This window comes from Paraburkholderia sp. RL17-368-BIF-A (assembly GCF_046054045.1).
Lineage (GTDB): Bacteria > Pseudomonadota > Gammaproteobacteria > Burkholderiales > Burkholderiaceae > Paraburkholderia > Paraburkholderia graminis.
In genome coordinates this window covers 77,105-102,269 of sequence record NZ_JARESN010000021.1, presented here as the reverse complement: position 1 = coordinate 102,269, position 25,165 = coordinate 77,105, and the positions used below count along the sequence as shown (strand labels likewise).

Below are 25,165 nucleotides of genomic sequence, written 5' to 3'. Positions count from 1 at the left end.
GCCGGAATAGTCGATTCCTGTTCGGCAAAATGCGCGCACAATAGACGCGGACGCAGACGCAATATGCGGCATAGGCCGCATATGTCGCATCTGCCGAACCGAGCACGAATCGCACTTTTCATGCAGTCAAACACAGGAGAGCCCATGAGTCAGCAGAAAGCCGTGGAGTATTCCGCAGCGTCACCCGAAGTCAAAGCCGTGTACAACGATATCAAGGAGACGCGTCAGGTCGACGACGTCAACAACTTCTGGAAGTACATCGCGCAGCATCCGCCGACTCTCGCGCGCACATGGGACACTCTGAAAGACGTGATGAAGCCCGGCGCGCTCGATCCGTTAATGAAAGAGTTGCTCTACGTGGCCGTGAGCGTGACGAACAACTGCGGTTATTGCGTTGCGAGTCACACGGCCGCCGCTCGCCGTGCGGGTATGACCGACGAGATGTTCGGCGAACTGCTCGCGGTAGTTGGCATGGCTAACGAAACCAACCGCCTCGCGGTGGGATACCGCGTGCCGATCGACGCAGCGTTCGAGTAGCCCGATTCACGCCCCGCCGCGCCACGCGGCAAGCAAGCCGGGCAAGTCGCTCATGTCCCGAAACACCTGCACGACGCCGGCCGCGCGCAACGCGGCTGCGCTGCTGTGCCCGAATTCATTCGGGCAGTAGCCGAACACCGTCGCACCTGCTGCCACGCCGGCAGTCGCGCCGGTCACCGTATCTTCGACGATCGCGCAGCGCGCCGGGTCCACGTTCAACGCCGCCGCCGCTGCCAGATAAACATCGGGAAATGGCTTGCTGCGGGGCGTTTCGTGACCGCTAAAGATGCGGCCCTCGAAGCACTCTAGAATGCCCGCCTTCGTCAATTGCAATTCGACTTTCACGCGGTCCGCGCCGGACGCGACCGCAATGCGTCCATTCAACGCTGCATGAATAGCGCGAACCGCTGCGACAGCGCCCGGAATAGCGGCCAGTTCTTTATCGAGCGCTGCGTTGCGGCGCGCGCGGAATTGCATCAGCCAGTCGGTGGTGATCGCCACGCCGGTCTGCGCTTCGATCAACGGCGCTTCATCCTTCACGGCCTTGCCTACGAAAATCCGCATCGTCTCTTCGATGCTCAATTGCCAGCCTAATTCGCCGAGCATTTCGGTGAGCACGCGGTTCGTAATCGGTTCTGAATCGACGAGCACGCCGTCGCAATCGAAGAGTACGGCGTCGAAGGGGAAATCGGCCATCGGTTGGAGTAGGGCAAGAGTCGGGGAACCGCAAAGAATACCTCAACGGCCCGCGAGGCGCTGCGCAGCCTCATTCACGAGCCGCCCTCGCGATACCCATCGCTCAGCGTCTTCATAAACGCGATGATGTCCTGCATGTCCTCCTCGCTCATCGCGGGCTGGTCGCCCGCTTTGCGATCGAAAGGCGCGTCGGAAACATCCACGTTCGCGTGATATTGCGCGGGCAAATCGTTGTACTTCTGTACGTGGCCCGAGGCATCGCGAGGATAGATTTTTTCCGGCGACGTGTTACGCAGATTGTAGAAGTCCATCACCTGCTTCAGGTCGTGATAGACGCCATTGTGGAAAAACACCTTGCGGTTCGCGACATTGCGCAGCGTCGGCGTGAGGAACATGCCGCAGTATTGCGTCTGTTTCGCGAGATCATCACGAAACGGCCCACATACCCCCATATCGAAGAACTTCGGGTCCCTGTTCGCGGGAATCGCCGGATTGCGCGGCACGCCAAGCGCTTCATATTGCGTGTCGGTGAACACGGGCGGCAGGCCGTCCCTCGTCGGCTGACTCAGGTGGCAGCCGGCGCAGTTGGCCTTGTCCTTATCGTTGAACAATTGCAGGCCGTGCAGTTCGGCATGCGTGAGCCGCGCTTTGCCTTCGAGCCAATAATCGTACTTGCTCGTGAATGCGTGAAACGACGGATCTTCGATCTGATAGCGGCCCACTGCGAACATCGCCTCGGAGATCAGCAGGCTCGGGTTCGCAGCAATCGCCGGCCCGAAGATCTGTTTGAACTGATCGATGTACTTTGTCTGTAGCAGCTTGTGCGCGACGTCTTCCGGCGTCTTGTTGGCCATTTCCACTGGATTCGTCAGCGGGCCAATTGCCTGGTCCTGCAAAGTATCGGCGCGGCCGTCCCAGAAGAGTCCGCCTTGCGGCACCATCGCCGGGGCGGCGGGCGCGGCGAGGGCGGTCTTCTGTGCGCGCTGCACGCCGGCGGCTTGCGAAGCGAGTTGCGTGAGATCGACGGGCGCGTCGGTGTCGCCCTGATCGGGGCCAATGCTGAACGGCGCCTGCCGATACAGATACGTGAGTGACGGCGGCGGACGATAACCCGCTTCATTCATATGCGCGCCACCGAGCTGAACCGGAAATGCGTTGTCCGGCGAATACGAATTCTTTGGCGAGTGGCACGACGCGCACGATTGCGTGCCCGAAGCCGACAGCGACGGGTCGAAAAAAATCTGCTTGCCGAGCAATGCCACTGCGCTCAACGGCGCGCGAGCCGGTCGCATTAGATGCACGGGTTGCGGATTCGCGCCGGTGATGTCTTCAACGATTGCGCCGACAGCAGCCGGCATGCGCTCGGGATAAACCAGTGCATACGCGCCAAGCGCAACGGCCGCAATCACGCTGCACGCAGCGCCCCATGCAGCGAGTTTCAGCAGCGAGCGGCGCGTGACAATGGGACCCGGTTCACCGCCGGCGGGAAGGGTCGGCGGCAGGGCGGCGTCTGAAGATCGGTTCATGGCGATGATGACGAATAGTGCTTCGTATACGATAAAAAAAGCGAATCGAGCCAGCATGCAGGGGCTGGCTCGACGCCTGATTACGCTTGTGCGATGAGTTGCGCGCGGCCGTCGAAAGACGGCAAGGTTCGCGCGCAACCCAGGCTCACGCTTACGCTCAGATTGCCGGCGCGGTCGCGAGCTTCGTGCCGAGGTTCTGATCGAGATACAACGGCGGATTGTTGCCCGAGCCCGCGAAGTCGAACATGTTCATGATGCTGCCCGCGGTCGCATCGAATGAACCGCCACCAATGCGCTGGCCACCCAGCCAGTTGTCTTCGATGAACTTCACGACCGATGCCTGCGTGATCGCCGTGTCGTCGACGAAATTGGCCTTCGCCCACGGCGACACCACGACAAACGGCGTGCGCGTGCCCGGACCGCAACGGCCGTTCACCGCGCCGCCGTTCACGCCTTGCGGCTGCACCGCGCCCGCTGCCGTGCATTGGCCCGCCGCGCTCAGGTTGTCGCTGCCCGCCACCGTCTTGCCGCCCGCCGATTGCGCGGTCGTCGAGTCGAACGACGAACTCGTCGGCGCCTTGTAGCGATGGTCGTACCAGCCGTCCGAATCGTCATAGGCGATGATCACGGCCGTGTTCTTCCAGTCAGGCTGCTGTTGCAGGAAGTTGACGACCTTCGTGACGAATGCCTGTTCGTCGATCGGGTCCGAGTTGCCCGGATGGCCGTCCTCGACAGCCGGCGCCTTCAGGAAGCTGACCGACGGGTAGTTGCCCGCCTTCACCGCGGCAAAGAAATCATCGGTGTCGTACTGATGATGAACCGGCGTTGCCGTGTTATCCAGCGGATCGGTCGCGCCGATCACCGCCGTCGACGAAGGACGCGTATGCGCGAGGTTCGCCGTGCTCGCGTAGTACTGGAACCACGCATGGTGCTGCACGTAGTCGGTCTTCGTCGCGTTGAGCACCTGCGAGAACGTCGAGCGCGCGCAGCCGGTTGTGCCGTTTGCGTTGACCGTCTGCAGATTGAAGCCGCCCATGAAGCCGCCCCACGTGATGTTCTTCGCGTTGAGCAGGTCGCCGATATTCTTGTTGTTCGACGACATCGTGCCCGTCACGGCGCTGTTCGCCGCGAGGGTGCAGACGTCGCCCGTGGGGTCGAGGTCGCCGACCATCGTGAAGCCGCCGGCCGAATCCGGAATCGCGTTGCCCGACGTGCCGCCCGCAACGATCACGCCGTTGTTCTGCCCGGACACGACTGCGAGCGCGCCCGGTGTCGACGGACCATACGTGTCGGTGTACGCGTTCTGGTTCATCGCGAAGTGCTGCGCGTAGTTCCATAGCGCCGTGACTGTGTTGCCGTCGAAATAGCCGAGCACCTGGCCCTTGGTCGCGAATGCGCCCGTGCTGCCGGCGATGGTCGAACCGGCCGCCGTGAAGAGCGGGAACGAGTCCATCGCGCCGTTGTTGTACGCGAGCTGTTCCGCGGCGTACGCGTGGTTCTGGCTCGACGTGTTCGCCTGCGAGCGGTCGAGGCGAAACGGCAGCAGATCCGCGGCGGGAAGGCCGAGACCGGCAATCGTCACGGCACCGACCGTGCGGCCCGCCGTATTCGGCGACGTGGAAAGCGCATTCGGATTCGTCGCGATCAGGTTGTTGTTCGCGAGGTTGTTGACCGCGGGCGTGCCCGCGGCTGCCGTGAATTGCGGCTCGCCCACGGGATTCGCCGCTTGCGGATAAGTGGCGAAGTAGTGATCGAACGACACGTTCTCGCCGAAGATCACGACGACGTGCTTGATCGGCGTCGCGGTCGCCACGGCGTCCTGCGCGGTCACCGTGGGCGCCGGCGACGAAGCCGGCGTCGACGACGCGGTCGAATTGACGCTGTGATCGCTGCACGCGGCGAGCGTCAGCAACGCGGCAAACGGGATGGGTAACAGGGTTCTGCGCAACATGTGACAGGCTCCAGATTCGACTTCGCCGTTCAGCGCTTCCATTGATGCACGTGTGGAGTCCGCTGAAGATCTTGTTTATTGGAAATGGTGCTGTGCCTGTCGACGTGCGCGCGGCAGCCCCGACAGGCTGCGCGCATTGAAGCATTCGATGATTAAGATTTAAGGGCGCGCATATTACGCTGGCTCTCGATCGCCATTCATTTGCATAACGCTTGCTGACGGTCGGCTGTCATGCCGGGCTGCGAGCCGCGCGGCAATTGGCGGGAGCGGGGCGCCGCGCGCGGGATTTGCCCGAAAAACACGAGTCGGCACGCCAGATGCTGCAACACGCGAACCCGGCCCACGCAGCGCGCCGTCTCCACGGTTAGCTGCCGCCATTCGTTACTTCTTTCGAGGACTTTGCCATGACAGTGAAGCTCAAACCCGTCTCCCAGCAGGTCATCGTCATTACCGGCGCGACGAGCGGCATCGGTCTTGCGACCGCGCGTCTTGCCGCCAGCAGGGGAGCGCGCCTGATGCTGATCGCGCGCGACGAGGAAGCGCTCCGCACGCTCGCCACCCAACTCGGCGATCAGGGGGCGCTGGTTGAATACGCGGTCGCCGACGTGAGCAACCAGGCGCAATTGCAGGCCGCCGCGGACAAGGCCATCGCGCGCTTCGGCGGATTCGACACCTGGGTGAACAACGCGGGTGGCTCGATTTTCGGACGCTGCGCCGATGTCCCCATCGACGAGCAGAAGGAGTTGTTCGAGACCAACTTCTGGGGCGTCGTGCAGGGATCGATGATTGCGCTTGCGCACCTGAAGCAGCGCGGCGGTGCGCTCATCAACCTGGGCAGCGAGCTATCCGATATTGCATTGCCGCTGCAAGCCGCTTACGTTGCGTCCAAACATGCAGTGAAGGGATACACCGACACGCTGCGCATGGAGTTGATCGAAGAGCGCGCGCCCGTTTCCGTCACGCTGATTAAACCATCGGGCATTCATACGCAGTTCGTCGAGCACGCGCGCAATCATCTCGACGTGCAGCCGAAGTTGCCGCCGCCCGTCTATGCACCGGACATCGTCGCCAAGGCGATCCTGCATGCGGCGTGCACGCCGGTTCGCGATCTGTATGTGGGCGGCGCATCGGCGGCGATGGTGACGTTCGCGCGTCGCGCGCCGAATCTCTATGACCGTGTGATGAGCCGCATCGGCATTGCTTCGCAACGTACGCAGGAACCGCCGCGTACGCCGGACGGCAATCATGGCGACGACGGCGCGTTGCGCGAGCGTTCGGGACAGAAGCGCAGGGTGCTGGAGTCGAGCCTGTACACGCAGGCGTCGATGCATCCGCGGCAAACCGTCATGCTCGCTGCCGGTGCGGCCGCGGTGTGGATGCTCGCGCGTTATGCGAGGTCGTCGCATGCGGGGCGCGTGTGAGCGGCGCGCCGTTGGACTTGTGATTCACATACCGGGACAAAGGGTAGCGCCGTATGCGCGTAAAGCAGTGCGAGGCGCAACCCTTCGTCGTCCGATGCAATCCGCCAGGACGCCGTTGATCATGTGAAGCCGGGCGTTCAACCTCCGCCGTTCGGCGTGGCTACGGTCAGCTTGTTGGACACCGATTTCACACCGGCGACATTCTTCGCCACGTCCTCGGCCTGCGGAATCTGCGCACCGTCAGGCACCGATCCGGTCAACGTGACCGCGCCGCCGCGAGCCCGAACGTATACGTTTGACACGTCGAAGCCTTGTGCCTTGGACAACGCCTTGCGCACGTCGAGGCCGAGCTTGCGGTCCGTCTTTTTCACCGCTTTTGTGCGCGCAGTCGACGATGCGGTCGTGTCGGCCATTGCCGCATCGCTCGCTTGCGCATACGCGCTCGACGCCGTGGCGACGCACAATGCAATGCCGAGCGCCTTTAAAAGATTGACTGTTTTCACGTTTTCTCCATCCTCGAAAAGTTAATGTCGCTTCGTTGCATGCAAAAAAACACACGCCTGTGAGCGGTTTTCTTCTCACTGGGAGCGTCCTGTTTTGTTCAAGCGTGCCGCGGCGGCGCTCCCGGCGCGCTTAAACAATAGCTCAGCACGCGCGCTCATGCAGAAAAAAACTGGCCGTGGCGCGAACTGCCGAGGTGCTGGCAACCACACGCGCGATGCGGTTTGGCATTAAGCTCTGACTGCGGCCGTGCATGGCATCATCGCGCGGTATCCGCGGCAGTGAACGATGCGTTCTGAACAAACTGAATGCAATTGCCAACTTGAGAGGAGTTAGCCATGAAGACCATTGCCATCAAACAGATGATGCTCGGCCTCGCCGTATCCGCGCTGGTAGCAGGCGGCATGCCGCTTGCCGCCGCGCAAACCACGACCGACACGAACGCGCAGACCGCCCAACCTGGCGCGACCGGCGCGAGCAGCACCGCCAAGCCGACCAAGGCGGAGCGCAAAGCGGCACGCAAACAGGCTCGCGCAAAGAAGAATGCCGAGTTGAAGAAACTCGAGGATGCGGGCTATCAGCCGTCGCGCAACGACCCCAACTATCCGGACGATCTGCAGAAGGCGCAGAAAAAAGCGGGCATCGGTACGGGCGCGAGCCAGTAGGTATTCATCCGCAATCATTGCGTGCGGCGCGATGCTCGTGCTGCACGCGTAAAGACGCATGATAAGGCGCTGACCTCGGCAGTCTTCGCAAGCGGCTGCTGCAATGGCTCGCCGCTCGGTGAGAGCTCTTAGCGGACGCGTTGTCTCCTGGCGTTTCGCGTGTCATCTGCGTTTCGCCAGACGATTCCCGACGCGAGTTGGCGTTGACCACCAACGTCTGTTGCGCCGCGACACCCCCGCATTTCGTATTTCCTCGCCGTTTTTTGCTCCAAAAAAGCCTTCATTTGGCTTGGAACGACATCTTCGGCGCACTTCGTCGATATGCGTCAAACCCTTGCCCAGAAAGGCTTCCACGCTGGCGCGACAGCAACCACGCGACATAGGTGTCGTATTTCCACATGTGGTTGTCGCAAATAGTCGGCTAGTCGCACTTTTTTCTGGCAACTATGTATGCACAGCGCGGACGGACGTCCGCCACAGCTTTGCATGGGACCAGAGTAAGGTGCTAAAGCACCAACTCTGCCCGACAGCTTTGCATGGGACCAGAGTAAGGTGCTAAAGCACCAACTCTGCCCGACAGCTTTGCATGGGACCAGAGTAAGTGCTTTGCACCAACTCCGGCCCACATAGGAGAGCATTCAATGAATTCCCCCAAGGTCGTGGTCGAAGGGCTGTGCAAGGTGTTCGGCACCAACCCGAAACAGGCGCTCGGCATGCTGGCAGGAGGCGCGACGAAAGAAGAAGTGTTCGCGCGCACCGGTCAGATCGTCGGCGTTCACAACGTATCGTTCGAGGTCAAGGAAGGCGAGATCTTCGTGCTCATGGGCCTGTCTGGCTCCGGCAAGTCGACGCTGATTCGCCTGATCAACCGGCTCGTCGAGCCGTCGGCAGGCAAGGTGCTGATCGACGGGCGCGATGTCGCCAGCGTGCCGCGCGGCGAACTGACCGCGCTGCGCCGCAAGGACATGAGCATGGTGTTCCAGTCATTCGCGCTGATGCCGCAACGCACGGTGCTCTCGAACGCGGCATTCGGGCTCGAGGTGGCGGGCATCGGCCGCAAGGAACGCGAAGCGCGCGCGATGGCGGTGCTCGAGCAGGTCGGCCTCGCGCCGTTCGCGCAGAAGCTGCCCGCGCAACTCTCGGGCGGCATGCAGCAGCGCGTGGGTCTCGCGCGGGCGCTGGCCGTGAACCCGTCGCTGATGATCATGGACGAAGCGTTCTCCGCGCTCGATCCGCTCAAGCGCAAGGAAATGCAGAATGTGCTGCTCGATCTGCAACGCGAGCAGCAACGCACGATTCTGTTCGTCTCGCACGATCTCGAGGAAGCGATGCGCATCGGCACACGCATCGCGATCATGGAAGGCGGCAAGGTCGTGCAGATCGGCACGCCGCAGGAGATCATCACCAATCCCGCCGACGACTATGTGCGCGCGTTCTTCGAAGGCATCGACACGAGCCGCTATCTGACGGCCAGCGATCTGATGCAGACCGACGCTGTGCCGCTGATGCATGCGCACTCGCCGCAGATCGACGTGTCGAGCGTGGCCGCCACGCTGAACGGCAGCGCCGATTACGCCTTCGTGCTCGACAGCGAGCGCAAGATTCGCGGCTTCGTGTGCCGCGACGAAACGGGCAACGCGTCCGCGAAGCTGAACTACGTCGAGTGCATCCGACGCACGACGCCGCTCGACGATGTGGTCCAGCGCGTCGTCGCGAGCCGCGCGCCCCTGCCGGTCGTCGAAGCAGACGGCTCCTACTGTGGTTCGGTCAACAAGACGAACGTGCTGCACGTTCTCACGCGCCATCGAGGTTCCCATGTCTGAAGTCATTCCACTTGGCGCCTGGGTCGATCACGGCGTTCACTATCTGCTCGACCACGACGCAAAGACTTTCGATTCCATCGGCAAGGTCATCGAGAGCTTTGCGGCGATCGTCGAACACGGTCTGCAAGCGGTGCCCATGTGGGCGCTGATGGCGTTTTTCGTCGGCATCGGTTTGTGGCGGGTGGGCTGGCGTTTCGCGCTCTTCACGTTGCTCGCGATGCTGCTGATCTACGGCACCGGCTTCTGGGATCAGATGGTGATCACGCTCGGCCTCACGCTGTCGTCCACCTTCATTAGCCTCGTGCTCGGCGTGCCGCTCGGCATCTGGACCGCGAAGAGCCGCACCGTCGAGATGATGGTGCGCCCCGTGCTCGATCTGATGCAGACCATGCCCGCGTTCGTCTATCTGATTCCGGCCGCGATGCTGTTCGGTCTTGGCCGCGTGCCCGGCATTCTGTCCACCGTGATCTTCGCGATGCCGCCTGCAGTGCGTCTCACGTCGCTCGGCATCAAGCACGTGAACCGCGAAATTGTGGAAGCGGGGCAGGCGTTCGGTTGCACGCCGTGGCAGTTGCTCTACAAGGTGCAGTTTCCGAACGCGCTGCCGTCGATCATGACGGGCGTGAACCAGACCATCATGATGGCGTTGTCGATGGTGATCATCGCGTCAATGGTCGGCGCAGGCGGTCTCGGCAACGACGTGCTCGCCAGTATTCAACGGCTCGACATCGGGCTCGGTTTCGAGAGCGGACTGTCGGTCGTGATGCTCGCGATCATTCTCGACCGCATCACGGAGAGCTTTGGCCGCTCGCCCGGCATGGCACGCGCGCCGCTGCTTTCGGGTGTGCGCAATCTGATGAAGGTGCGCCGGGCGCCGGCGGCGCAGCATAGCTGAGCCGCCCCATGAAGCGCGACGCGATCACTCCGATAGAAGCCCCGTCCGGGTCGCCGCTTTCCCGACTCGCGCACGTCGGCTTCCTGACGCTGCCGAATTTTTCGATGATCGCGTTCACGAGCGCGGTCGAAGTGCTACGGATGGCTAACTATGTCGGCCGCGCGGAGCACTACAGGTGGTCGGTCATCACGCCGGACGGCGAGCCGGCGCGAGCCAGCAACGGCATCACCGTCAAGCCGACCACCACGCTCGAACAGGCCGGCATGCCCGACGTGCTGATTGTCTGCGCCGGATGGCACGTGCGCGATTACGTGGACGACACGGTGATCGCGCTGCTGCGCGACGTGGCCGCGCAAGGCATTCCGCTCGGCGGCATCTGCACGGGACCGTATGCGTTGCTCGCGGCGGGTCTGCTCGACGGTTATCGCTGCACCGTGCATTGGGAAGACATGTCGCCGCTGCACAAGAGCTTCCCGCATGTGCGTTTCGCCGACGAACTCTTCGTGATCGACCGCGACCGCATGACGTGCACGGGCGGCACGGCGCCGCTCGATCTGATGCTGAACCTGGTCGGCATGCGTCTTGGTCACTCGGTGGCGGCGCAGGTGTCCGAGCAGTTCATCGTGGAAAGGATTCGCGGCTCGACCGACTACCAGCACATTCCCGTCGATGCGCGCGTCGGCTTCACGCGCGCCGAACTGATCGAAGTCGTGCGGCTGATGGAGGCGAACATCGAGGAGCCTCTGTCGCTCGACGAACTCGCGCGGCTCGTGCGTTTGTCGCAGCGTCACTTGCAGCGCATGTTCAAGATGTTCCTGAGCGTATCGCCGACGCACTATTACCTGACGCTGCGCCTGCGCCGCGCGCGTGAACTGCTGCGTAACACCGACGCGTCGATCGCGCGCGTGACGGCGGTCTGCGGGTTCCATTCGCCGTGCCATTTCAGCAAGGCGTATCGCGCGCAATTCGGTCATGCGCCGAGCGTGGAGCGGCGGCTGTCGGCATAAAGAAGCAGTCAAGCATTCATCACCCTGAGACCCTGAGGAACCGCCATGAAACGTTTGTGGGCTGCGTCGTTGTGCGCGCTGTCTGTGTCGTCCGTCACTTCCGCTATTGCCGCCGAACCTGCCGCGTGCCGCGACGTGCGCTTTGCCGACGTCGGCTGGTCCGACATTGCGGCGACGACCGGGCTTGCATCGACGGTGCTCGAGGGACTCGGCTACAAGCCGACCAAAACGATCGCTTCGGTGCCGATCACGTTTGCCGGCGTGAAGAGCAAACAGATCGACGTGTTCCTCGGTTACTGGTCGCCGACGATGGACCCGATGATCGATCCGTTCAAGAAAGCCGGCCAGGTGAATGTGCTGCCCACACCCAATCTGACCGGCGCGAAATACACGCTGGCGGTGCCGGATTACGCGTATCAGGCCGGCATCAAGTCGTTCGCCGACATCGCGAAGAATTACGACAAGCTCGGCGGCAAGATCTACGGCATCGAGCCGGGTAACGACGGCAATGCGCTCATCAAGAAGATGATCGACAGCAATCAGTATGGGCTCGGCAAGTTCAAGCTCGTGGAGTCGAGCGAGGCGGGCATGCTGGTCGAAGTGAACCGCTCGATTCGCGACAAGAAGCCGATCGTGTTTCTCGGCTGGGAACCGCACCCGATGAATGTGCAGATGAAGATCGATTATCTGTCCGGTGGCGACGACGTGTTCGGTCCGAATTACGGCGAAGCAAAAGTGATGACGGTGACGCCGACGGACTATGCGACGCGTTGTCCGAATGTCGCGAAGCTCGTGTCGAATCTGCATTTCACGACCGACATCGAGAACCACGTGATGATGCCGATCATGAATAAGGTCGATCCGAACAAGGCCGCGCGCGAATGGCTGAAGGCGAATCCGGCGGTGCTGGATCAGTGGCTTGCAGGGGTGAAGACGTTTGATGGGAAGGATGGGTTGCCGGCAGTTAAGGCGTTTGTGGCGGGGAAGTGAAGCGGGAGTTTCGCGCCGCGTTAGGTATGCGGCGCGAAAATTGGTGCTGCGCGATTTGAGGCCATGAATAAGGGCCTCAAATCGAGATTTCGAATTGGACGCTTCGATTCAATACCTCAAATCGCCTGCGCCCGCCCCGGAAACGTCTCATCATAATCACCGCTATCTTCCGCTTCCGCCGCTGTGCCGCGCTGCTCGCGGTACATCATCGGCGGCAAACCGAATTGCTTGCGAAATTCGCGGCCCAGATGCGATGCATCGGAAAAGCCGCAACTCGAAGCAATGTCAGCCACCGTTTTGTCCGAACTCGTCAACAACCACGCAGCCGTGCGCAACCGCACCTGCTTCGCGTAAGCCTGCGGCGCCTTGCCGGTTTGCGCCTTGAAAAGCCGCTCCAATTGACGCGGCGACAAGTCCAGCTTGCGCGCCAGTTCGTCGAGCGATAACGAACGCCCCACGTGCTGTTCCATCAGCAGAATCGCACGCTTAACCTTCGGATGCGCAGCAGGCGCAAGTCCCGGCGGATGCGGCTGCGGCGCGTTGCCTTTTTGCATGTCGTCGACGAGCAGAATACGCAGCGCCTTCTGCACCGTCGCCGTTTCGAAGTGGCGCAACAGAATAGCTGCGGCCACGTCGATGGACGCGCGTCCGCCCGAACACGTAATACGCCGCCGATCGATCACGAACAGCCGGTCCGCCACGAGCGCCTCTTCATTGACCGACGGAAATCGCTCGATGAAGTCCCAGTAGTGAAACCAGCTCACGCAGATGCGATAGCCGTCGAGCACGCCCGCGCGCATCAGCGAGAACACGCCCGTGCACATGCCGACGAGCGTGGCATCGGCGGCAGCGGCGCGTCGAATGAAGGCGAGCGTCGCGTCGCTCGCAGCCGGTCCCGAATGCAGCAGGCCACCCACCACGACCACGTAATCGAATGGCTCGGCGCCGTCGAACGTTTCCCACGGCGTGATCTGGATGCCGCAGCTCGCGCGCACCGGAGCAAGGGTTTCCCCTATCACGCTCCACGAACAGCGCACGGGTTTGCTGAAGTCGCCTTCGTCCGCGGACAGACGCAGCAGGTCGACGAAACCCGAGAACGCCGTCAGCGTGAAGTTCGGCAGAAGAATAATGCCGAAGCGGATGCGCTGCTTCGGCGCACCGTCGATAGATTGAAGGGGAAGCGGTTCAGCGGAGTTCATGCAATGCAGCCGGAGCGAAAGAAGAGTTGAGCCAAGCATAGCACCGCGATGCGGCGCGGCATGCATCGTAATGTGGCGGAGGCGGCAACGGCAATCGCCATCGGGCCGGGCCAATGCAGCGCCAATGCAGCGCCTGTCGAAAATACGTCAGAAGCCTTCGTAAATACGCCGCGACGCTTGGCGCGCAAGGCGCTTGACGCCACTATCCCACTGTCATGCCGTTTTTATTCTATCGGTTCAATTTGACGTGCGGTGCAATAGGGCCTGTTTCAACGGATATCCCGCCAAACCGGCATTGCAACGCACAAGGAACGCCATGAACGTCAGCGTCTTCGATCTCTTCAAGATCGGCATCGGTCCCTCAAGCTCGCACACGGTCGGGCCGATGATCGCTGCTTGCCGCTTCGCGTCGCATATCGAAGATGCCAATCTGCTCGCCTTCGTGCGCCGCGTGAAGGTCGAGCTGTTCGGCTCGCTCGGCGCGACCGGTAAGGGGCACGGCACGGACAAGGCGGTGTTGCTCGGACTCGAAGGCAACCTGCCGGAACTGATCGACCCCGACACGGTCGAGCCGCGTTTGCAGGCCATCCGCGAGACGAAGCAGCTTGCGTTGCTCGGCAAGCACACGGTGAAATTCGACGAGCGGGAACACATCGGCTTTTTCCGCAAGCTGATGCCGGGCGCACCCGGTTCGAGCATCGTGCATCCGAACGGCATGCGCTTTCAGGCATTCGACGAAAACGGGCAACTGCTTGTAGAAAAAGAGTATTACTCGATTGGCGGCGGCTTCGTGGTGAATCGCGAAGGCGATCGCGTGAACGGCGTGCGCGCCGGCGCGGAAGTGCCGCATCCGTTTCGTACCGGCGATGATCTGATGCGTGTGTGCCGCGAAACCGGCCTTTCGATCGCGCAAATCACGCTGAAAAACGAATGCGCGGCGCGCCCGGAACAGGAAGTGCGCGACGGCCTGCTCGCGATCTGGCGCGCGATGTCGGCTTGCGTCGAACGCGGCTGCAAGGTGCGCGGCGAATTGCCCGGACCGATGCATGTGAAGCGCCGCGCCGCCGACCTCTGCGCGCAATTGCGCTCGCGTTCGGAAGAGTCGCTGCGCGATCCGCTTTCCATGCTCGACTGGGTCAATCTCTACGCAATGGCCGTCAACGAAGAAAACGCCGCGGGCGGCCGCGTCGTGACCGCGCCGACCAATGGCGCAGCCGGCGTGATTCCCGCCGTGCTGCACTACTACGTGAAGTTCATGCATGCATCGAACGACGAAGGCATCGTCGACTTCCTGCTGACCGCTGCCGCTATCGGCATCATCTACAAGGAAACCGCGTCGATCTCGGGCGCCGAAGTGGGCTGCCAGGGCGAAGTCGGCGTGGCCTGTTCGATGGCCGCCGCGGCGCTCGCCGCCGTAATGGGCGGCACCCCGACACAAGTGGAAAACGCCGCGGAAATCGGCATGGAACACAACCTCGGCATGACCTGCGATCCAGTCGGCGGACTCGTGCAGATTCCGTGCATCGAACGCAATGCAATGGGCGCGATCAAGGCGCTCAACGCCGCGCGCATGGCGATGAAGGGCGACGGCCAGCACTACGTGTCGCTCGATAACGTCATCAAGACGATGCGCGAAACCGGCGCGGACATGAAGACGAAATACAAGGAAACGTCGCGCGGCGGCTTGGCCGTGAACGTCATCGAATGTTGAAGCAAGCATTGCATATTTCATGAAGCATCAGGCAGCAAGCACCGACAGTACCCACAAGGATCAATGATGAGCCGCTATTCGATATTCAGCCTATTGCGCAACGGGATGTCGTATCACGAGAACTGGGAACGGCAGTGGAAGAGTCCCGAGCCCAAACGCGAGTACGACGTGGTGATCGTCGGCGGCGGCGGGCATGGTCTCGCCACGGCCTATTACCTCGCGAAGGAACACGGCGTGCGCAATGTCGCCGTGCTCGAAAAAGGCTGGATCGGCGGCGGCAATACGGCGCGCAATACGACCATCGTGCGCTCGAATTATCTGTGGGACGAGTCGGCCGCGCTTTACGAAAAGGCCATGAAACTGTGGGAAGGACTCTCGCAGGATCTGAACTACAACGTGATGTTCAGCCAGCGCGGCGTGATGAATCTCGCGCATACGCTGCAGGACGTGCGCGACACCGAGCGCCGTGTGAATGCGAACCGGCTGAACGGCGTCGATGCCGAATTCCTCACGCCCGCGCAGATCAAGGAAATCGAGCCGACCATCAATCTGAATAGCCGCTATCCGGTGCTCGGTGCGTCGATTCAGCGGCGCGGCGGCGTCGCGCGTCACGATGCGGTGGCATGGGGCTTCGCACGCGGCGCGGATCAGGCCGGCGTCGACATCGTGCAGAACTGCCAGGTCACGGGCATTCGCCGTAACGGCAGCCAGGTGACGGGCGTGGACACCACGAAGGGTTTCATCAAGGCGAAGAAAGTCGCGATCGTGGCCGCGGGCAATACGTCGACGCTCGCGGACATGGCCGGCGTGCGCTTGCCGCTCGAAAGCCATCCGTTGCAGGCGCTCGTGTCGGAACCGATCAAGCCGGTGGTGAATACGGTCGTGATGTCGAACGCGGTGCACGCGTATATCAGCCAGTCCGACAAGGGCGATCTGGTGATCGGTGCGGGCGTCGATCAGTACACGGGCTTCGGTCAGCGCGGCAGTTTCCAGATTATCGAAGGGACGCTCGAAGCCATCGTCGAAATGTTCCCGGTGTTCTCGCGCGTGCGGATGAATCGTCAGTGGGGCGGCATTGTCGATGTGTCGCCGGACGCCTGCCCGATTATCAGCAAGACCGACGTGAAGGGCCTTTACTTCAATTGCGGCTGGGGCACGGGCGGCTTCAAGGCGACGCCGGGTTCGGGCTGGGCGTACGCGCACACCATCGCGAAAGACGAGCCGCATGAACTGAATGCGCCGTTCTCGCTGGACCGCTTCTATACGGGCCATCTTATCGACGAACACGGCGCCGCCGCCGTCGCCCACTAACGCACTCAGGCACTCACGCACTTGAGCCAGATAGAGAGACAACCATGCTGCTGATCGAATGCCCCTGGTGCGGGCCACGCGCCGAAACCGAATTTTCCTGCGGCGGCGAAGCGGACATCATGCGTCCGCTCGACACCGAAAAACTCACCGACAAGGAATGGGGCGACTACCTGTTCATGCGCAAGAATTCGCGCGGCGTGCATCGTGAGCAATGGATGCATGCGCAAGGCTGCCGCCGCTGGTTCAAGGCGCAGCGCGACACGGTGAGCTATGAGATTCAGGGCTACGAAACGTTCGACCGTCCGCTGCTGAAGATGGACAGCAACGACGGCAACGCACAAGAGGGCAAGACGCAATGAGCCAGAAAGACCGACTCCCGAATGGCGGGCGCATCAACCGCGCATTGCCGCTCACGTTCACCTTCAACGGACGCCAGTATCAGGGCTATCAGGGCGACACGCTTGCTTCCGCGTTGCTCGCGAACGGCTTGCATTTCGTCGCGCGTAGCTGGAAGTATCACCGGCCGCGCGGCATCGTGACCGCCGGCGTGGAAGAACCGAATGCCGTCGTGCAACTCGAAACGGGCGCGTACACGGTGCCGAATGCGCGCGCCACTGAAGTCGAGTTGTATCAGGGGCTCGTCGCGAACAGCGTGAACGCAAAGCCGAGCATCGAGAAGGATCGCATGGCGGTCAATCAGAAGATCGCGCGCTTTATTCCGGCGGGCTTCTACTACAAGACCTTCATGTGGCCGCGCAAGTTCTGGCCGAAGTACGAAGAAGTGATTCGCGACGCGGCAGGTCTCGGCAAGGCGCCGGAGCAACTCGACGCCGATCGCTACGACAAGTGCTTCGCGCATTGCGACGTGCTGGTGGTCGGCGGCGGGCCGACGGGTCTCGCGGCCGCGCATGCAGCGGCGTTGTCGGGCGCGCGCGTGACGCTCGTCGACGATCAGCCGGAACTCGGCGGCTCGCTGCTGTCGTGCCGCGCGGAGATCGACGGCAAGCCGGCTTTGCAATGGGTTCACAAGATCGAAGACGAATTGCGGCAAATGCCCGGCGTGAAGATTCTGTCGCGCAGCACGGCGTTCGGCTATCAGGACCACAATCTCGTCACCGTTACTCAGCGTCTGACCGATCATCTGCCGGTGTCGCAACGCAAGGGCACGCGCGAACTGATGTGGAAAATCCGCGCGAAACGCGTGATTCTCGCGACCGGCGCGCATGAACGGCCCATCGTGTTCGGCAACAACGATCTGCCTGGCGTGATGCTCGCGTCGGCGGTGTCGACGTATCTGCATCGCTATGCCGTGCTGCCGGGCCGCGACGCGATCGTCTTCACGAATAACGACGACGGCTATCAATGCGCGCTCGATCTGAAAGCAGCCGGCGCGCAAGTCACGGTGATCGACCCACGCGCGGGCGAATCGAAGGGAACGTTGCCCGCGCTCGCACGCCGCTATGGCGTGAAGGTGATCAGCGGTGCGGTGATCACGGCGGCGCACGGCAAACTGCGCGTGGCTTCCGTCGATGTCGCTTCGTACGCGAATGGTCAGGTGGGTGCCAAGCAAGGCGAGTTGCCGTGCGATCTGCTCGCGATGTCGGGCGGCTGGAGTCCCGTGCTGCATCTGTTCGCGCAATCGGGCGGCAAGGCACATTGGCATGACGACAAAGCCTGCTTCGTGCCCGGCAAGGCGATGCAGCCGGAGACGAGCGTGGGCGCCTGCAATGGCGACTTCACGCTGGGCCAGGGCATTCGTTTTGCCGTCGATGCCGGCGTCGAAGCCGCGCGCGCCGCGGGCTATATCGTCAAGCGGCCGAACACCGTGCAAGTCGCCGAGATCACCGAAGCGAAGATGCAGCCGCTGTGGCTCGTCGGCGGACGCGAACTCGCCACGCGTGGGCCGAAGCAGTTCGTCGACTTCCAGAACGACGTATCGGCCGCGGATATTTTCCTTGCCGCGCGCGAAGGCTTCGAGTCGGTCGAACACGTGAAGCGTTATACCGCGATGGGCTTCGGCACCGATCAGGGCAAGCTCGGCAACATCAACGGCATGGCGATTCTCGCGCAGGCGCTCGGCAAGACGATTCCGGAAACCGGCACGACGACGTTCCGCCCGAACTACACGCCGGTCACGTTCGGCACGTTCGCGGGGCGCGAGCTCGGCGAGTTTCTCGATCCCGTGCGCAAGACGGCGGTGCACGAATGGCACGTCGAAAACGGCGCGGAATTCGAGGACGTCGGCAACTGGAAGCGCCCCTGGTACTTTCCGAAGAAGGGCGAAGACCTGCATGCGGCCGTCGCGCGCGAATCGCTCGCGGTGCGCACGAGCGTCGGCATTCTCGATGCGTCCACGCTCGGCAAGATCGACATTCAGGGCCCCGATTCGGCGAAGCTGCTGAACTGGGTCTATACGAATCCGTGGAGCAAGCTCGAAGTCGGCAAGTGCCGCTACGGTCTGATGCTCGACGAAAACGGCATGATCTTCGACGACGGCGTGACCGTGCGCCTCGCCGACCAGCACTACATGATGACGACCACGACCGGCGGCGCCGCACGCGTGCTCACCTGGCTCGAACGCTGGCTGCAAACCGAGTGGCCCGACATGCGCGTGCGCCTCGCGTCGGTCACGGATCACTGGGCGACCTTCGCCGTGGTCGGCCCGAATAGCCGCAAGGTCTTGCAAAAGGTTTGCCACGACATCGACTTCGCGAACGCGGCGTTTCCGTTCATGAGCTATCGCGAAGGCACGGTCGCGGGCGCGGCGTCGCGCGTGATGCGCATCAGCTTCTCGGGCGAACTCGCGTATGAAGTGAACGTGCCGGCGAACGTCGGACGCGCGGTGTGGGAAGCGTTGATGGCCGCGGGCGCCGAATTCGACATCACGCCGTACGGCACGGAAACGATGCACGTGTTGCGCGCGGAGAAGGGCTACATCATCGTCGGTCAGGATACCGATGGTTCGATGACGCCGTATGACGTCGGCATGGGCGGGCTCGTCGCGAAGTCGAAGGACTTTCTCGGCAAGCGTTCGCTCACGCGCTCGGACACGGCGAAGGCGGGGCGAAAGCAACTGGTCGGACTGCTCGCGGACGATCCGTCGTTCGTGATACCCGAAGGCTCGCAGATCGTCGCGGGTCCGTTCCAGGGCGAGACCGCGCCGATGCTCGGACACGTCACGTCGAGCTATTACAGCCCGATTCTCAAGCGCTCGATCGCGATGGCGGTCGTGAAGGGCGGCCTCGACAAGATCGGCGAAACGGTCACGGTCCCGCTTTCGAGCGGCAAACAGATTGCAGCGAAGATCACCAGCTCGGTGTTCTACGACAGCGAAGGAGCGCGTCAACATGTGGAATGAAACGAAAACGGCGGCGTCGGTGGTGGATCGCGCCGTCGGCAAGCAGACCGGCGTGTGGCAGGAGTCGCCGCTCGTGGGTGTGGATGCGCTCCTGAAGAAGCATCAGGCTTCGGCGACCGCGGCATTCAGGCTGACCGAGCGGCCGTTTCTTCAACTCGTGAACGTGCGCGGCGATACGCGCGACGCCGCGTTCGTGCAGGCAGTCGAACAGGTGCTCGGCTGCAAGCCGCCGGAGACACCCAACACGATCGCGCGCGACAACGGCTACGACATGCTGTGGCTCGGCCCGGACGAGTGGCTCGTGCGTTCGGCGATGACGCACGACGCGACGCGCACCGCGCCGTTGCAAGCGGCGCTCGGCACTGCGTTTGCAGGGGTATTCGCGTCGGCGGTGGACATCGGCAGCGGCTATACGGTGCTCGAAATCAGCGGCACGCGTACGCGTGAAGTGCTGTCGCGCGGCTGTCCGCTCGATCTTCATCCGAAGCTGTTCGGCGAAGGGCAGTGCGCGCAAAGCCATTATTTCAAGGCGTCGATCACGCTCGTGCCGACCGGCGCGGACAGCTTCGACATCGTCGTGCGCCGCAGCTTCGCGGATTACTTCGTGAAGATCATGCTCGACGCAGCCGAGCCGCTGATGTCGTGACCGCCGTCACGCCGCGAGCGCTGCTCTCACGCGCCGCTCGCGGTTTTCCCGTTGCGGGACCCACATGACGTCGACCCGTGTCGTCACCGCGCGGCTCACCGAGCGCGCGTGCCACCAAGGCGATGCCGATGCCGCGCTCGCGCTGCTCGATCAAAGCATGCTGCTGCGGCACCGGCGCATTGCGCTGATCCGCTATCTGCTCGCGCAGCAACTCGGCGCGCCGTTGCAGGCGCGGCATCATGACTATGTGCGGAAAGTCGCCGCGCGTTTGAGTGCGGAGACGCTCGCGCGCATTGCGGGCGCGGCGCGGGCGCGCATGCGTTCGTAGGCGTGGGCTTTCGATTCGGCGTTGTGATGTGTTGGCCGCGCTGTTACCGGGCACTGACCTCGCACCTCTTTTTGGTCCTGGCGAGACGCATCCGCGAGCGAGTGCATTCAGCCTACGCAGGCTGCTCTGGAAATGACGCGCTTGCTGTCGAACCGCTCGCGGCCTCGATCGCGACAATCGCCCGCTGCGCGGACGGCGACAGCGCGCGCTGCGTCAGGCTGACCACGGCGAATTGCGCGGAAAGGTTGAATATCGCCGGGACCGTCAACTGCACGAGGCTGCCGGTCTGCAATTCGTTCTGCACCGCGCGCGTCGGCGACAGCAGGACGAGATCCGAGCGACGCGTGACATGAACCAGCGCATGAAAATCGTTGGTGACGACCTGAAAGCGCAGGTTCTCGCCCGGCAGGCAGCCGAGAACCTCACGCATCCTTTGCTGCGCACTATGCGGCGCGCGCACACAAGCGAGCGCGGCTTGCCGCAGACGTTCCACTGTCATCTCGCCCGCCAGCAACGGATGCTGCGGACGAACGAAACAGCCGGCAGGCTCGACAGGCAAGCGGTGAATTTTCAGTTCCGCGGAGAGCGGGGCGTAACGATGTTCGACCACGACGAAGTCGAGCCGCTCCGTGCGCAGCGATTCGACCAGCGCTTCTCCTTCATTGACTTCCGCGTTCACGCGCAGCCCAGGCCAATCGCGATTGAGCGTGCAGAGCACCTCCGGCAGCATGATCGCGGCCGGCAGCGGCCCAAGCCCGAAGTCCACACTCCCCACTTCATGCTGCTGTAGAAGAACCAGATCGCGGGCGAGGCTGTTGGTCTCGAACAGAATTCGCCTTGCCCGTTCGGCCACCATCTGCCCCGCGGCGTTCAGTTTGACGCCGCGCGGGCCACGCTCGCACAGCGGCAAGCCGGCTTGCGCCTCGAGCGCCTGAATGCTGCGCGTCAACGCGGGTTGCGACAGGTGAACGCGCCGCGCCGCGGCGGCGAGCGATCCCGCTTCCACGACAGCGATCAGATGTTCAAGCCGTTTCAGGTTCAAGGCTATGCGTCCTTTGCAGCGTTGCGATGACAAACTTGCAATTGAATTATATGTGTGGCCAGGCTCCAATAGGGCACGCTTTTTTGTCCCGGCACTTCCGACAAACCGGGCTGGCCATGTGGCCGCGTGCGCTGTCGATTGTCTTAACGCCTCTGGAATCCACCATGTCGTCTGTTCAATCATCGGAAGCCCCGGCGCAGCCTGCCGTGCCGCGCGCCGCCACGGCGGCCACCATCGCGGCCCAACAGCAGGCGCGGCGTGAGTTGCCCGTCGAGGACTATCTCGACGAAGAAGAAGCACGGCGCGGCTTCATTGCGACGATCCCGGATGCGGAAGTGCGCGACGCCTATGGCCGCCTGGTCTGGACGCTTGCCGACTACGATTTTCTCGACGATCCCGAGGCGCCGGCAACCGCGCATCCCGCGTTATGGCGTCAGGCTCGGCTCAACGCGATCCACGGCCTGTTCAAGGTGACCGAGCGCATCTATCAGGTGCGCGGCTTCGACTTGTCGAACGTGACTATCGTCGAAGGCGATACGGGGCTGATCATCATCGATCCGCTGTCGACACAGGAAACCGCACAGGCCGCGTTTGCGCTGTATCTCGCGCATCGTCCGGCGCGGCCGGTCGTGGCGGTGATCTACAGCCACAGCCACGCGGATCACTTCGGCGGCGTGAAGGGCATCGTCACCGAGGCGGACGTGCGCGACGGCAAGGTCGCCGTGATCGCACCGAACGGTTTCATGGAAGAGGCCGTCGCCGAAAACGTGCTTGCGGGGACGGTGATGATCCGCCGCGCGCAATTCCAGTTCGGGCATACGCTCGCACGCAGCGCCTGCTGCCAGATCGATTCGGGCCTCGGCAAAAATGGGCCGCGCGGCACGCTAACACTGATCGAGCCGACGCAACTGATTTGCGAGGAGACCGAGACGCATGTGATCGACGGCGTTGAAATCGTCTTTCAGTTGACGCCCGATAGCGAAGCGCCGGCGGAGATGCACTTTTTCTTTCCGCAACTGCGCGCGCTCAATCTCGCGGAGAACGGCACGCGCACCATGCACAACCTGTGTCCGTTGCGCGGCGCGCAGGTTCGCAACGCGCTGTTGTGGTCGCGCTATCTGTCGCGCTCGCTCGAGCGCTACGCGCCGCATGCCGATGTGGTGTTCGCCCAGCATCACTGGCCGACGTGGGGCAGTGCGCGCATGACGAGCTTTCTTGAACAGCAGCGCGACCTGTACAAGTTCCTGCACGACCAGACCGTGCGCATGATGAATCACGGCATGACCGCGCTCGAGATAGCGGAGTGCATGCGGCTTCCGGAGAGCCTGAGCGCGGAGTGGCACGCGCACGGCTATTACGGAACCGTCTCGCACAACGTCAAGGCGATCTACCAGTATTACCTGAGCTGGTACGACGGCAATCCGAGCAATCTTCACGCGTTGCCGCCGGAGCAGGCCGGCGCGCGCTACGTCGAGTATATGGGCGGCGCGCAGGCCGTGCTCGAGCGCGCGCGCCGGGACTTCGAACTCGGCGAGTACCGCTGGGTAGCGCAGGTGATGAACCATCTGGTGTTTGCACAGCCGGACTTGCGCGAAGCGCGCGAGCTCGGCGCGGCAGCGCTCGAGCAGATGGGCTATCAGGCCGAATCCGCGACGTGGCGCAATGCGTTCCTGCTCGGCGCGCGCGAGCTTCGCGAAGGGCTGGGCCTTGCGCCGGCCTACGGCAAACGCAGCGCCGACATGGTGCGCGCGATGAGCGACCAGATGTTCTTCGACTATCTCGCGGTGCGCGTCGACGGCCTGAAGGCGCAGGCGCTGGAATTGCGAATCGACTGGCAGTTCACGGATACCGGCAAGCGCTTTGCGCTGAATCTTCAGCATGGCGCACTCAGCAGTTGGCCGGGCGTTCATCGGCAAGCGCCGCACGTCACGCTCACCATGACCCGCGCAACGCTTGACCGCATCTTGATGGGCGAGACGGGCTTTGGCGACGCGATCCGGCAAGCGGAGATTCAAGTCGCGGGTGAGCAGCAGTTTCTCGCGATGCTCGCCACGCTTGATACGTTTAACGGTCACTTCAACGTTGTTGAGCCTTGAGCCTTGAGCCGATTCGACGCTGGCCATCAGTCCGCGCAACACCATCGAAGGATGAAATGAATATGCACTATCAGCCGCGAACCGCCTGGCGCATGGCGCTTCTGCTACTCGTTTTCATGATGGCCAACTTTGTCGACAAGATCGTGGTCGGCATGCTGGCCGTCCCGATCATGAGCGAGCTGAACATTTCGCCCGCGCAGTTTGGGGTGATCGGCAGCAGCTTCTTCTGGCTGTTTTCGCTCGGCGGGATAGCCGGCGGTTTCCTGTCGAACCGGGTCGCCGCCCGATGGCTGCTGCTCGCGATGGCGCTCTCGTGGGCCGTGTGTCAGATTCCGCTGGTGTTCTCGGCGTCGATGGCCGTGTTCATCGCGGCGCGCGTCGCGCTCGGGTTCACCGAGGGGCCGGCTTATCCGGTCGCAATTCATGCGGTCTACAAATGGTTTCCGGCCGGCAAGCGCATTCTGCCGGTGTCGCTGATCGGCGCGGGTGCGGCGCTCGGGCTGCTGATCGCTGGTGTGACGGTTCCGTTGATCACGCTGCATTGGGGATGGCGCGCGAATTTCCTGATCCTGTTCGTGGTTGGCATGGCGTGGTCCGCGGCGTGGCTGATGTTCGGCAGGGAAGGCACCATCGACGACGCGCCTGCTGCCGCTGTGACCGCCACCAACGCCGGCGCGAGCGCCAACGCCGCTGTCCGCGCTCGCGTGCCTTACCGTCGACTGCTGACGGACCCGACCGTGCTCGCGAGCATGCTGATGCAGTTCGTCGCCTATTGGGCAATCGTGCTCGTCTTCACATGGCTGCCCGCGTATTTCCAGCGAGGTCTCGGCTACGACGCGCTCACCTCCGGCCGTCTTTACGCGGTGGCGATCGCGTTCGGCATACCGCTCTCGCTGATGGTGTCGTTCGGCGTGCAACGGCTGATCGCGCGCGGCGTGCCTTCACGCTTCGCGCGCGGTTGGACAGCCGCCGCGTGTCAGGTCGTGGGCGGCACGATGTTCATCTGTCTTGTCGTACCGGACCTCTCGCTCCTGGTCCGCGAAATCGCCATTATTTGCGCGATAGCGTTTGGCACGTTGAGCTACTCGATGTGCCCCGCGATTCTCGACGAAGTCACGCCTTTCAAGCAGCGCGGCGCGATACTCGCAATCGGTAATTCGATTGCATCGCTCGCGGGTGTCGTTGCTCCCGTACTGACTGGCCGCCTGGTGCAAGCGGGGAGCGCCGCAAGCGGTTACGAACAGGCTTTCGTATTGTGCGGCGCGCTGCTGGTGGCGGGCAGCGCAGTGGGCGTCGTGTTCATCAACCCGGCACGTTCGCTTCGACGGCTAGGCGGCGAGTCGGCCGGTGAATCGGCGAATAACGGCGCCCGGGATACGGCCGCTAGTGAAATCGTGGCGCGGTGACTGAGCAGATTTGCTTGAGGCACCGGTGATCTGCGAAATCTGATCTGCAAAAACGA

The 25,165-nt window shown here is 62.7% G+C and carries 21 protein-coding genes; 15 read left to right on the top strand and 6 right to left on the bottom strand.

Annotated features, from left to right (window positions below; genetic code table 11):
- Positions 1-144 precede the first annotated feature (144 nt).
- Positions 145-537: a carboxymuconolactone decarboxylase family protein gene (locus P0D87_RS27640; protein ID WP_053860600.1), complete on the top strand. Its 393-nt coding sequence runs from the start codon at positions 145-147 to the stop codon at positions 535-537.
- A gap of 6 nt (positions 538-543) precedes the next feature.
- Here the strand turns inward: P0D87_RS27640 and P0D87_RS27635 are convergent, their stop codons facing one another.
- The 3 genes from P0D87_RS27635 to P0D87_RS27625 all read right to left on the bottom strand — a co-directional run bounded on the left by P0D87_RS27635 (position 544) and on the right by P0D87_RS27625 (position 4,710).
- A complete protein-coding gene (locus P0D87_RS27635) occupies positions 544-1,233 on the bottom strand; it encodes an HAD family hydrolase (RefSeq protein WP_053860601.1) in 690 nt (229 codons plus the stop codon).
- 74 nt (positions 1,234-1,307) lie between these two features.
- Complete coding sequence (locus tag P0D87_RS27630) at positions 1,308-2,759, bottom strand: cytochrome-c peroxidase (protein ID WP_053860895.1); 1,452 nt, start codon at positions 2,757-2,759, stop codon at positions 1,308-1,310.
- Positions 2,760-2,916: 157 nt separating this feature from the next.
- Complete coding sequence (locus tag P0D87_RS27625) at positions 2,917-4,710, bottom strand: phospholipase C (protein WP_006052204.1); 1,794 nt, start codon at positions 4,708-4,710, stop codon at positions 2,917-2,919.
- 404 nt (positions 4,711-5,114) lie between these two features.
- Between P0D87_RS27625 and P0D87_RS27620 the strand changes: the two genes are divergently transcribed.
- Complete coding sequence (locus P0D87_RS27620) at positions 5,115-6,131, top strand: SDR family oxidoreductase (protein WP_006052203.1); 1,017 nt, start codon at positions 5,115-5,117, stop codon at positions 6,129-6,131.
- 137 nt (positions 6,132-6,268) lie between these two features.
- Here the strand turns inward: P0D87_RS27620 and P0D87_RS27615 are convergent, their stop codons facing one another.
- The gene (locus tag P0D87_RS27615) at positions 6,269-6,634 is read right to left on the bottom strand and encodes a BON domain-containing protein (protein ID WP_006052202.1); all 366 of its coding nucleotides are present in this window, start codon (positions 6,632-6,634) and stop codon (positions 6,269-6,271) included.
- Positions 6,635-6,970: 336 nt separating this feature from the next.
- Between P0D87_RS27615 and P0D87_RS27610 the strand changes: the two genes are divergently transcribed.
- The 5 genes from P0D87_RS27610 to P0D87_RS27590 all read left to right on the top strand — a co-directional run bounded on the left by P0D87_RS27610 (position 6,971) and on the right by P0D87_RS27590 (position 12,012).
- A complete protein-coding gene (locus P0D87_RS27610) occupies positions 6,971-7,297 on the top strand; it encodes a hypothetical protein (protein ID WP_006052201.1) in 327 nt (108 codons plus the stop codon).
- A gap of 641 nt (positions 7,298-7,938) precedes the next feature.
- Positions 7,939-9,120, top strand: coding sequence for a quaternary amine ABC transporter ATP-binding protein (locus P0D87_RS27605; RefSeq protein WP_053860602.1), 1,182 nt, complete (start codon positions 7,939-7,941; stop codon positions 9,118-9,120).
- Entirely contained in the window at positions 9,113-10,015 is a 903-nt protein-coding gene (gene choW / locus P0D87_RS27600) for a choline ABC transporter permease subunit (protein WP_053860603.1), read from the top strand. The genes P0D87_RS27605 and choW overlap by 8 nt, the downstream gene beginning before the upstream one ends.
- A gap of 8 nt (positions 10,016-10,023) precedes the next feature.
- Positions 10,024-11,022: a GlxA family transcriptional regulator gene (locus P0D87_RS27595; protein WP_053860604.1), complete on the top strand. Its 999-nt coding sequence runs from the start codon at positions 10,024-10,026 to the stop codon at positions 11,020-11,022.
- Positions 11,023-11,067: 45 nt separating this feature from the next.
- On the top strand, positions 11,068-12,012 hold the full coding sequence (locus tag P0D87_RS27590; protein ID WP_006052197.1) for a choline ABC transporter substrate-binding protein: 945 nt from the start codon (positions 11,068-11,070) through the stop codon (positions 12,010-12,012).
- 116 nt (positions 12,013-12,128) lie between these two features.
- On the opposite strand, the gene P0D87_RS27585 is transcribed toward P0D87_RS27590, so the two are convergent.
- A complete protein-coding gene (locus tag P0D87_RS27585; protein ID WP_006052196.1) occupies positions 12,129-13,211 on the bottom strand; it encodes a GlxA family transcriptional regulator in 1,083 nt (360 codons plus the stop codon).
- A gap of 316 nt (positions 13,212-13,527) precedes the next feature.
- Here P0D87_RS27585 and P0D87_RS27580 point away from each other — a divergent pair, with 316 nt between their 5' ends.
- The 6 genes from P0D87_RS27580 to P0D87_RS27555 all read left to right on the top strand — a co-directional run bounded on the left by P0D87_RS27580 (position 13,528) and on the right by P0D87_RS27555 (position 20,565).
- On the top strand, positions 13,528-14,922 hold the full coding sequence (locus tag P0D87_RS27580) for an L-serine ammonia-lyase (protein ID WP_006052195.1): 1,395 nt from the start codon (positions 13,528-13,530) through the stop codon (positions 14,920-14,922).
- Positions 14,923-14,988: 66 nt separating this feature from the next.
- A complete protein-coding gene (locus P0D87_RS27575; protein WP_006052194.1) occupies positions 14,989-16,233 on the top strand; it encodes a sarcosine oxidase subunit beta family protein in 1,245 nt (414 codons plus the stop codon).
- 44 nt (positions 16,234-16,277) lie between these two features.
- Positions 16,278-16,592: a sarcosine oxidase subunit delta gene (locus P0D87_RS27570; protein WP_006052193.1), complete on the top strand. Its 315-nt coding sequence runs from the start codon at positions 16,278-16,280 to the stop codon at positions 16,590-16,592.
- A complete protein-coding gene (locus tag P0D87_RS27565; protein WP_053860606.1) occupies positions 16,589-19,591 on the top strand; it encodes a sarcosine oxidase subunit alpha family protein in 3,003 nt (1,000 codons plus the stop codon). The genes P0D87_RS27570 and P0D87_RS27565 overlap by 4 nt, the downstream gene beginning before the upstream one ends.
- A complete protein-coding gene (locus tag P0D87_RS27560) occupies positions 19,581-20,237 on the top strand; it encodes a sarcosine oxidase subunit gamma (protein ID WP_053860607.1) in 657 nt (218 codons plus the stop codon). Before P0D87_RS27565 ends, P0D87_RS27560 begins: the two co-directional genes overlap by 11 nt.
- A gap of 64 nt (positions 20,238-20,301) precedes the next feature.
- Positions 20,302-20,565: a hypothetical protein gene (locus tag P0D87_RS27555; protein WP_006052190.1), complete on the top strand. Its 264-nt coding sequence runs from the start codon at positions 20,302-20,304 to the stop codon at positions 20,563-20,565.
- Positions 20,566-20,677: 112 nt separating this feature from the next.
- Here P0D87_RS27555 and P0D87_RS27550 read toward each other — a convergent pair whose 3' ends face one another.
- Positions 20,678-21,607 carry a LysR family transcriptional regulator gene (locus P0D87_RS27550; protein WP_053860608.1) on the bottom strand — a complete coding sequence of 310 codons (930 nt, stop codon included), beginning with the start codon at positions 21,605-21,607 and terminating at the stop codon, positions 20,678-20,680.
- 164 nt (positions 21,608-21,771) lie between these two features.
- Here P0D87_RS27550 and P0D87_RS27545 point away from each other — a divergent pair, with 164 nt between their 5' ends.
- Together P0D87_RS27545 and P0D87_RS27540 are read left to right on the top strand one after the other, a co-directional pair.
- The gene (locus P0D87_RS27545; RefSeq protein WP_053860609.1) at positions 21,772-23,703 is read left to right on the top strand and encodes an alkyl/aryl-sulfatase; all 1,932 of its coding nucleotides are present in this window, start codon (positions 21,772-21,774) and stop codon (positions 23,701-23,703) included.
- A 56-nt stretch (positions 23,704-23,759) separates the two neighbouring features.
- Positions 23,760-25,109 carry an MFS transporter gene (locus P0D87_RS27540; protein WP_053860610.1) on the top strand — a complete coding sequence of 450 codons (1,350 nt, stop codon included), beginning with the start codon at positions 23,760-23,762 and terminating at the stop codon, positions 25,107-25,109.
- The last annotated feature ends 56 nt before the right edge of the window (positions 25,110-25,165 follow it).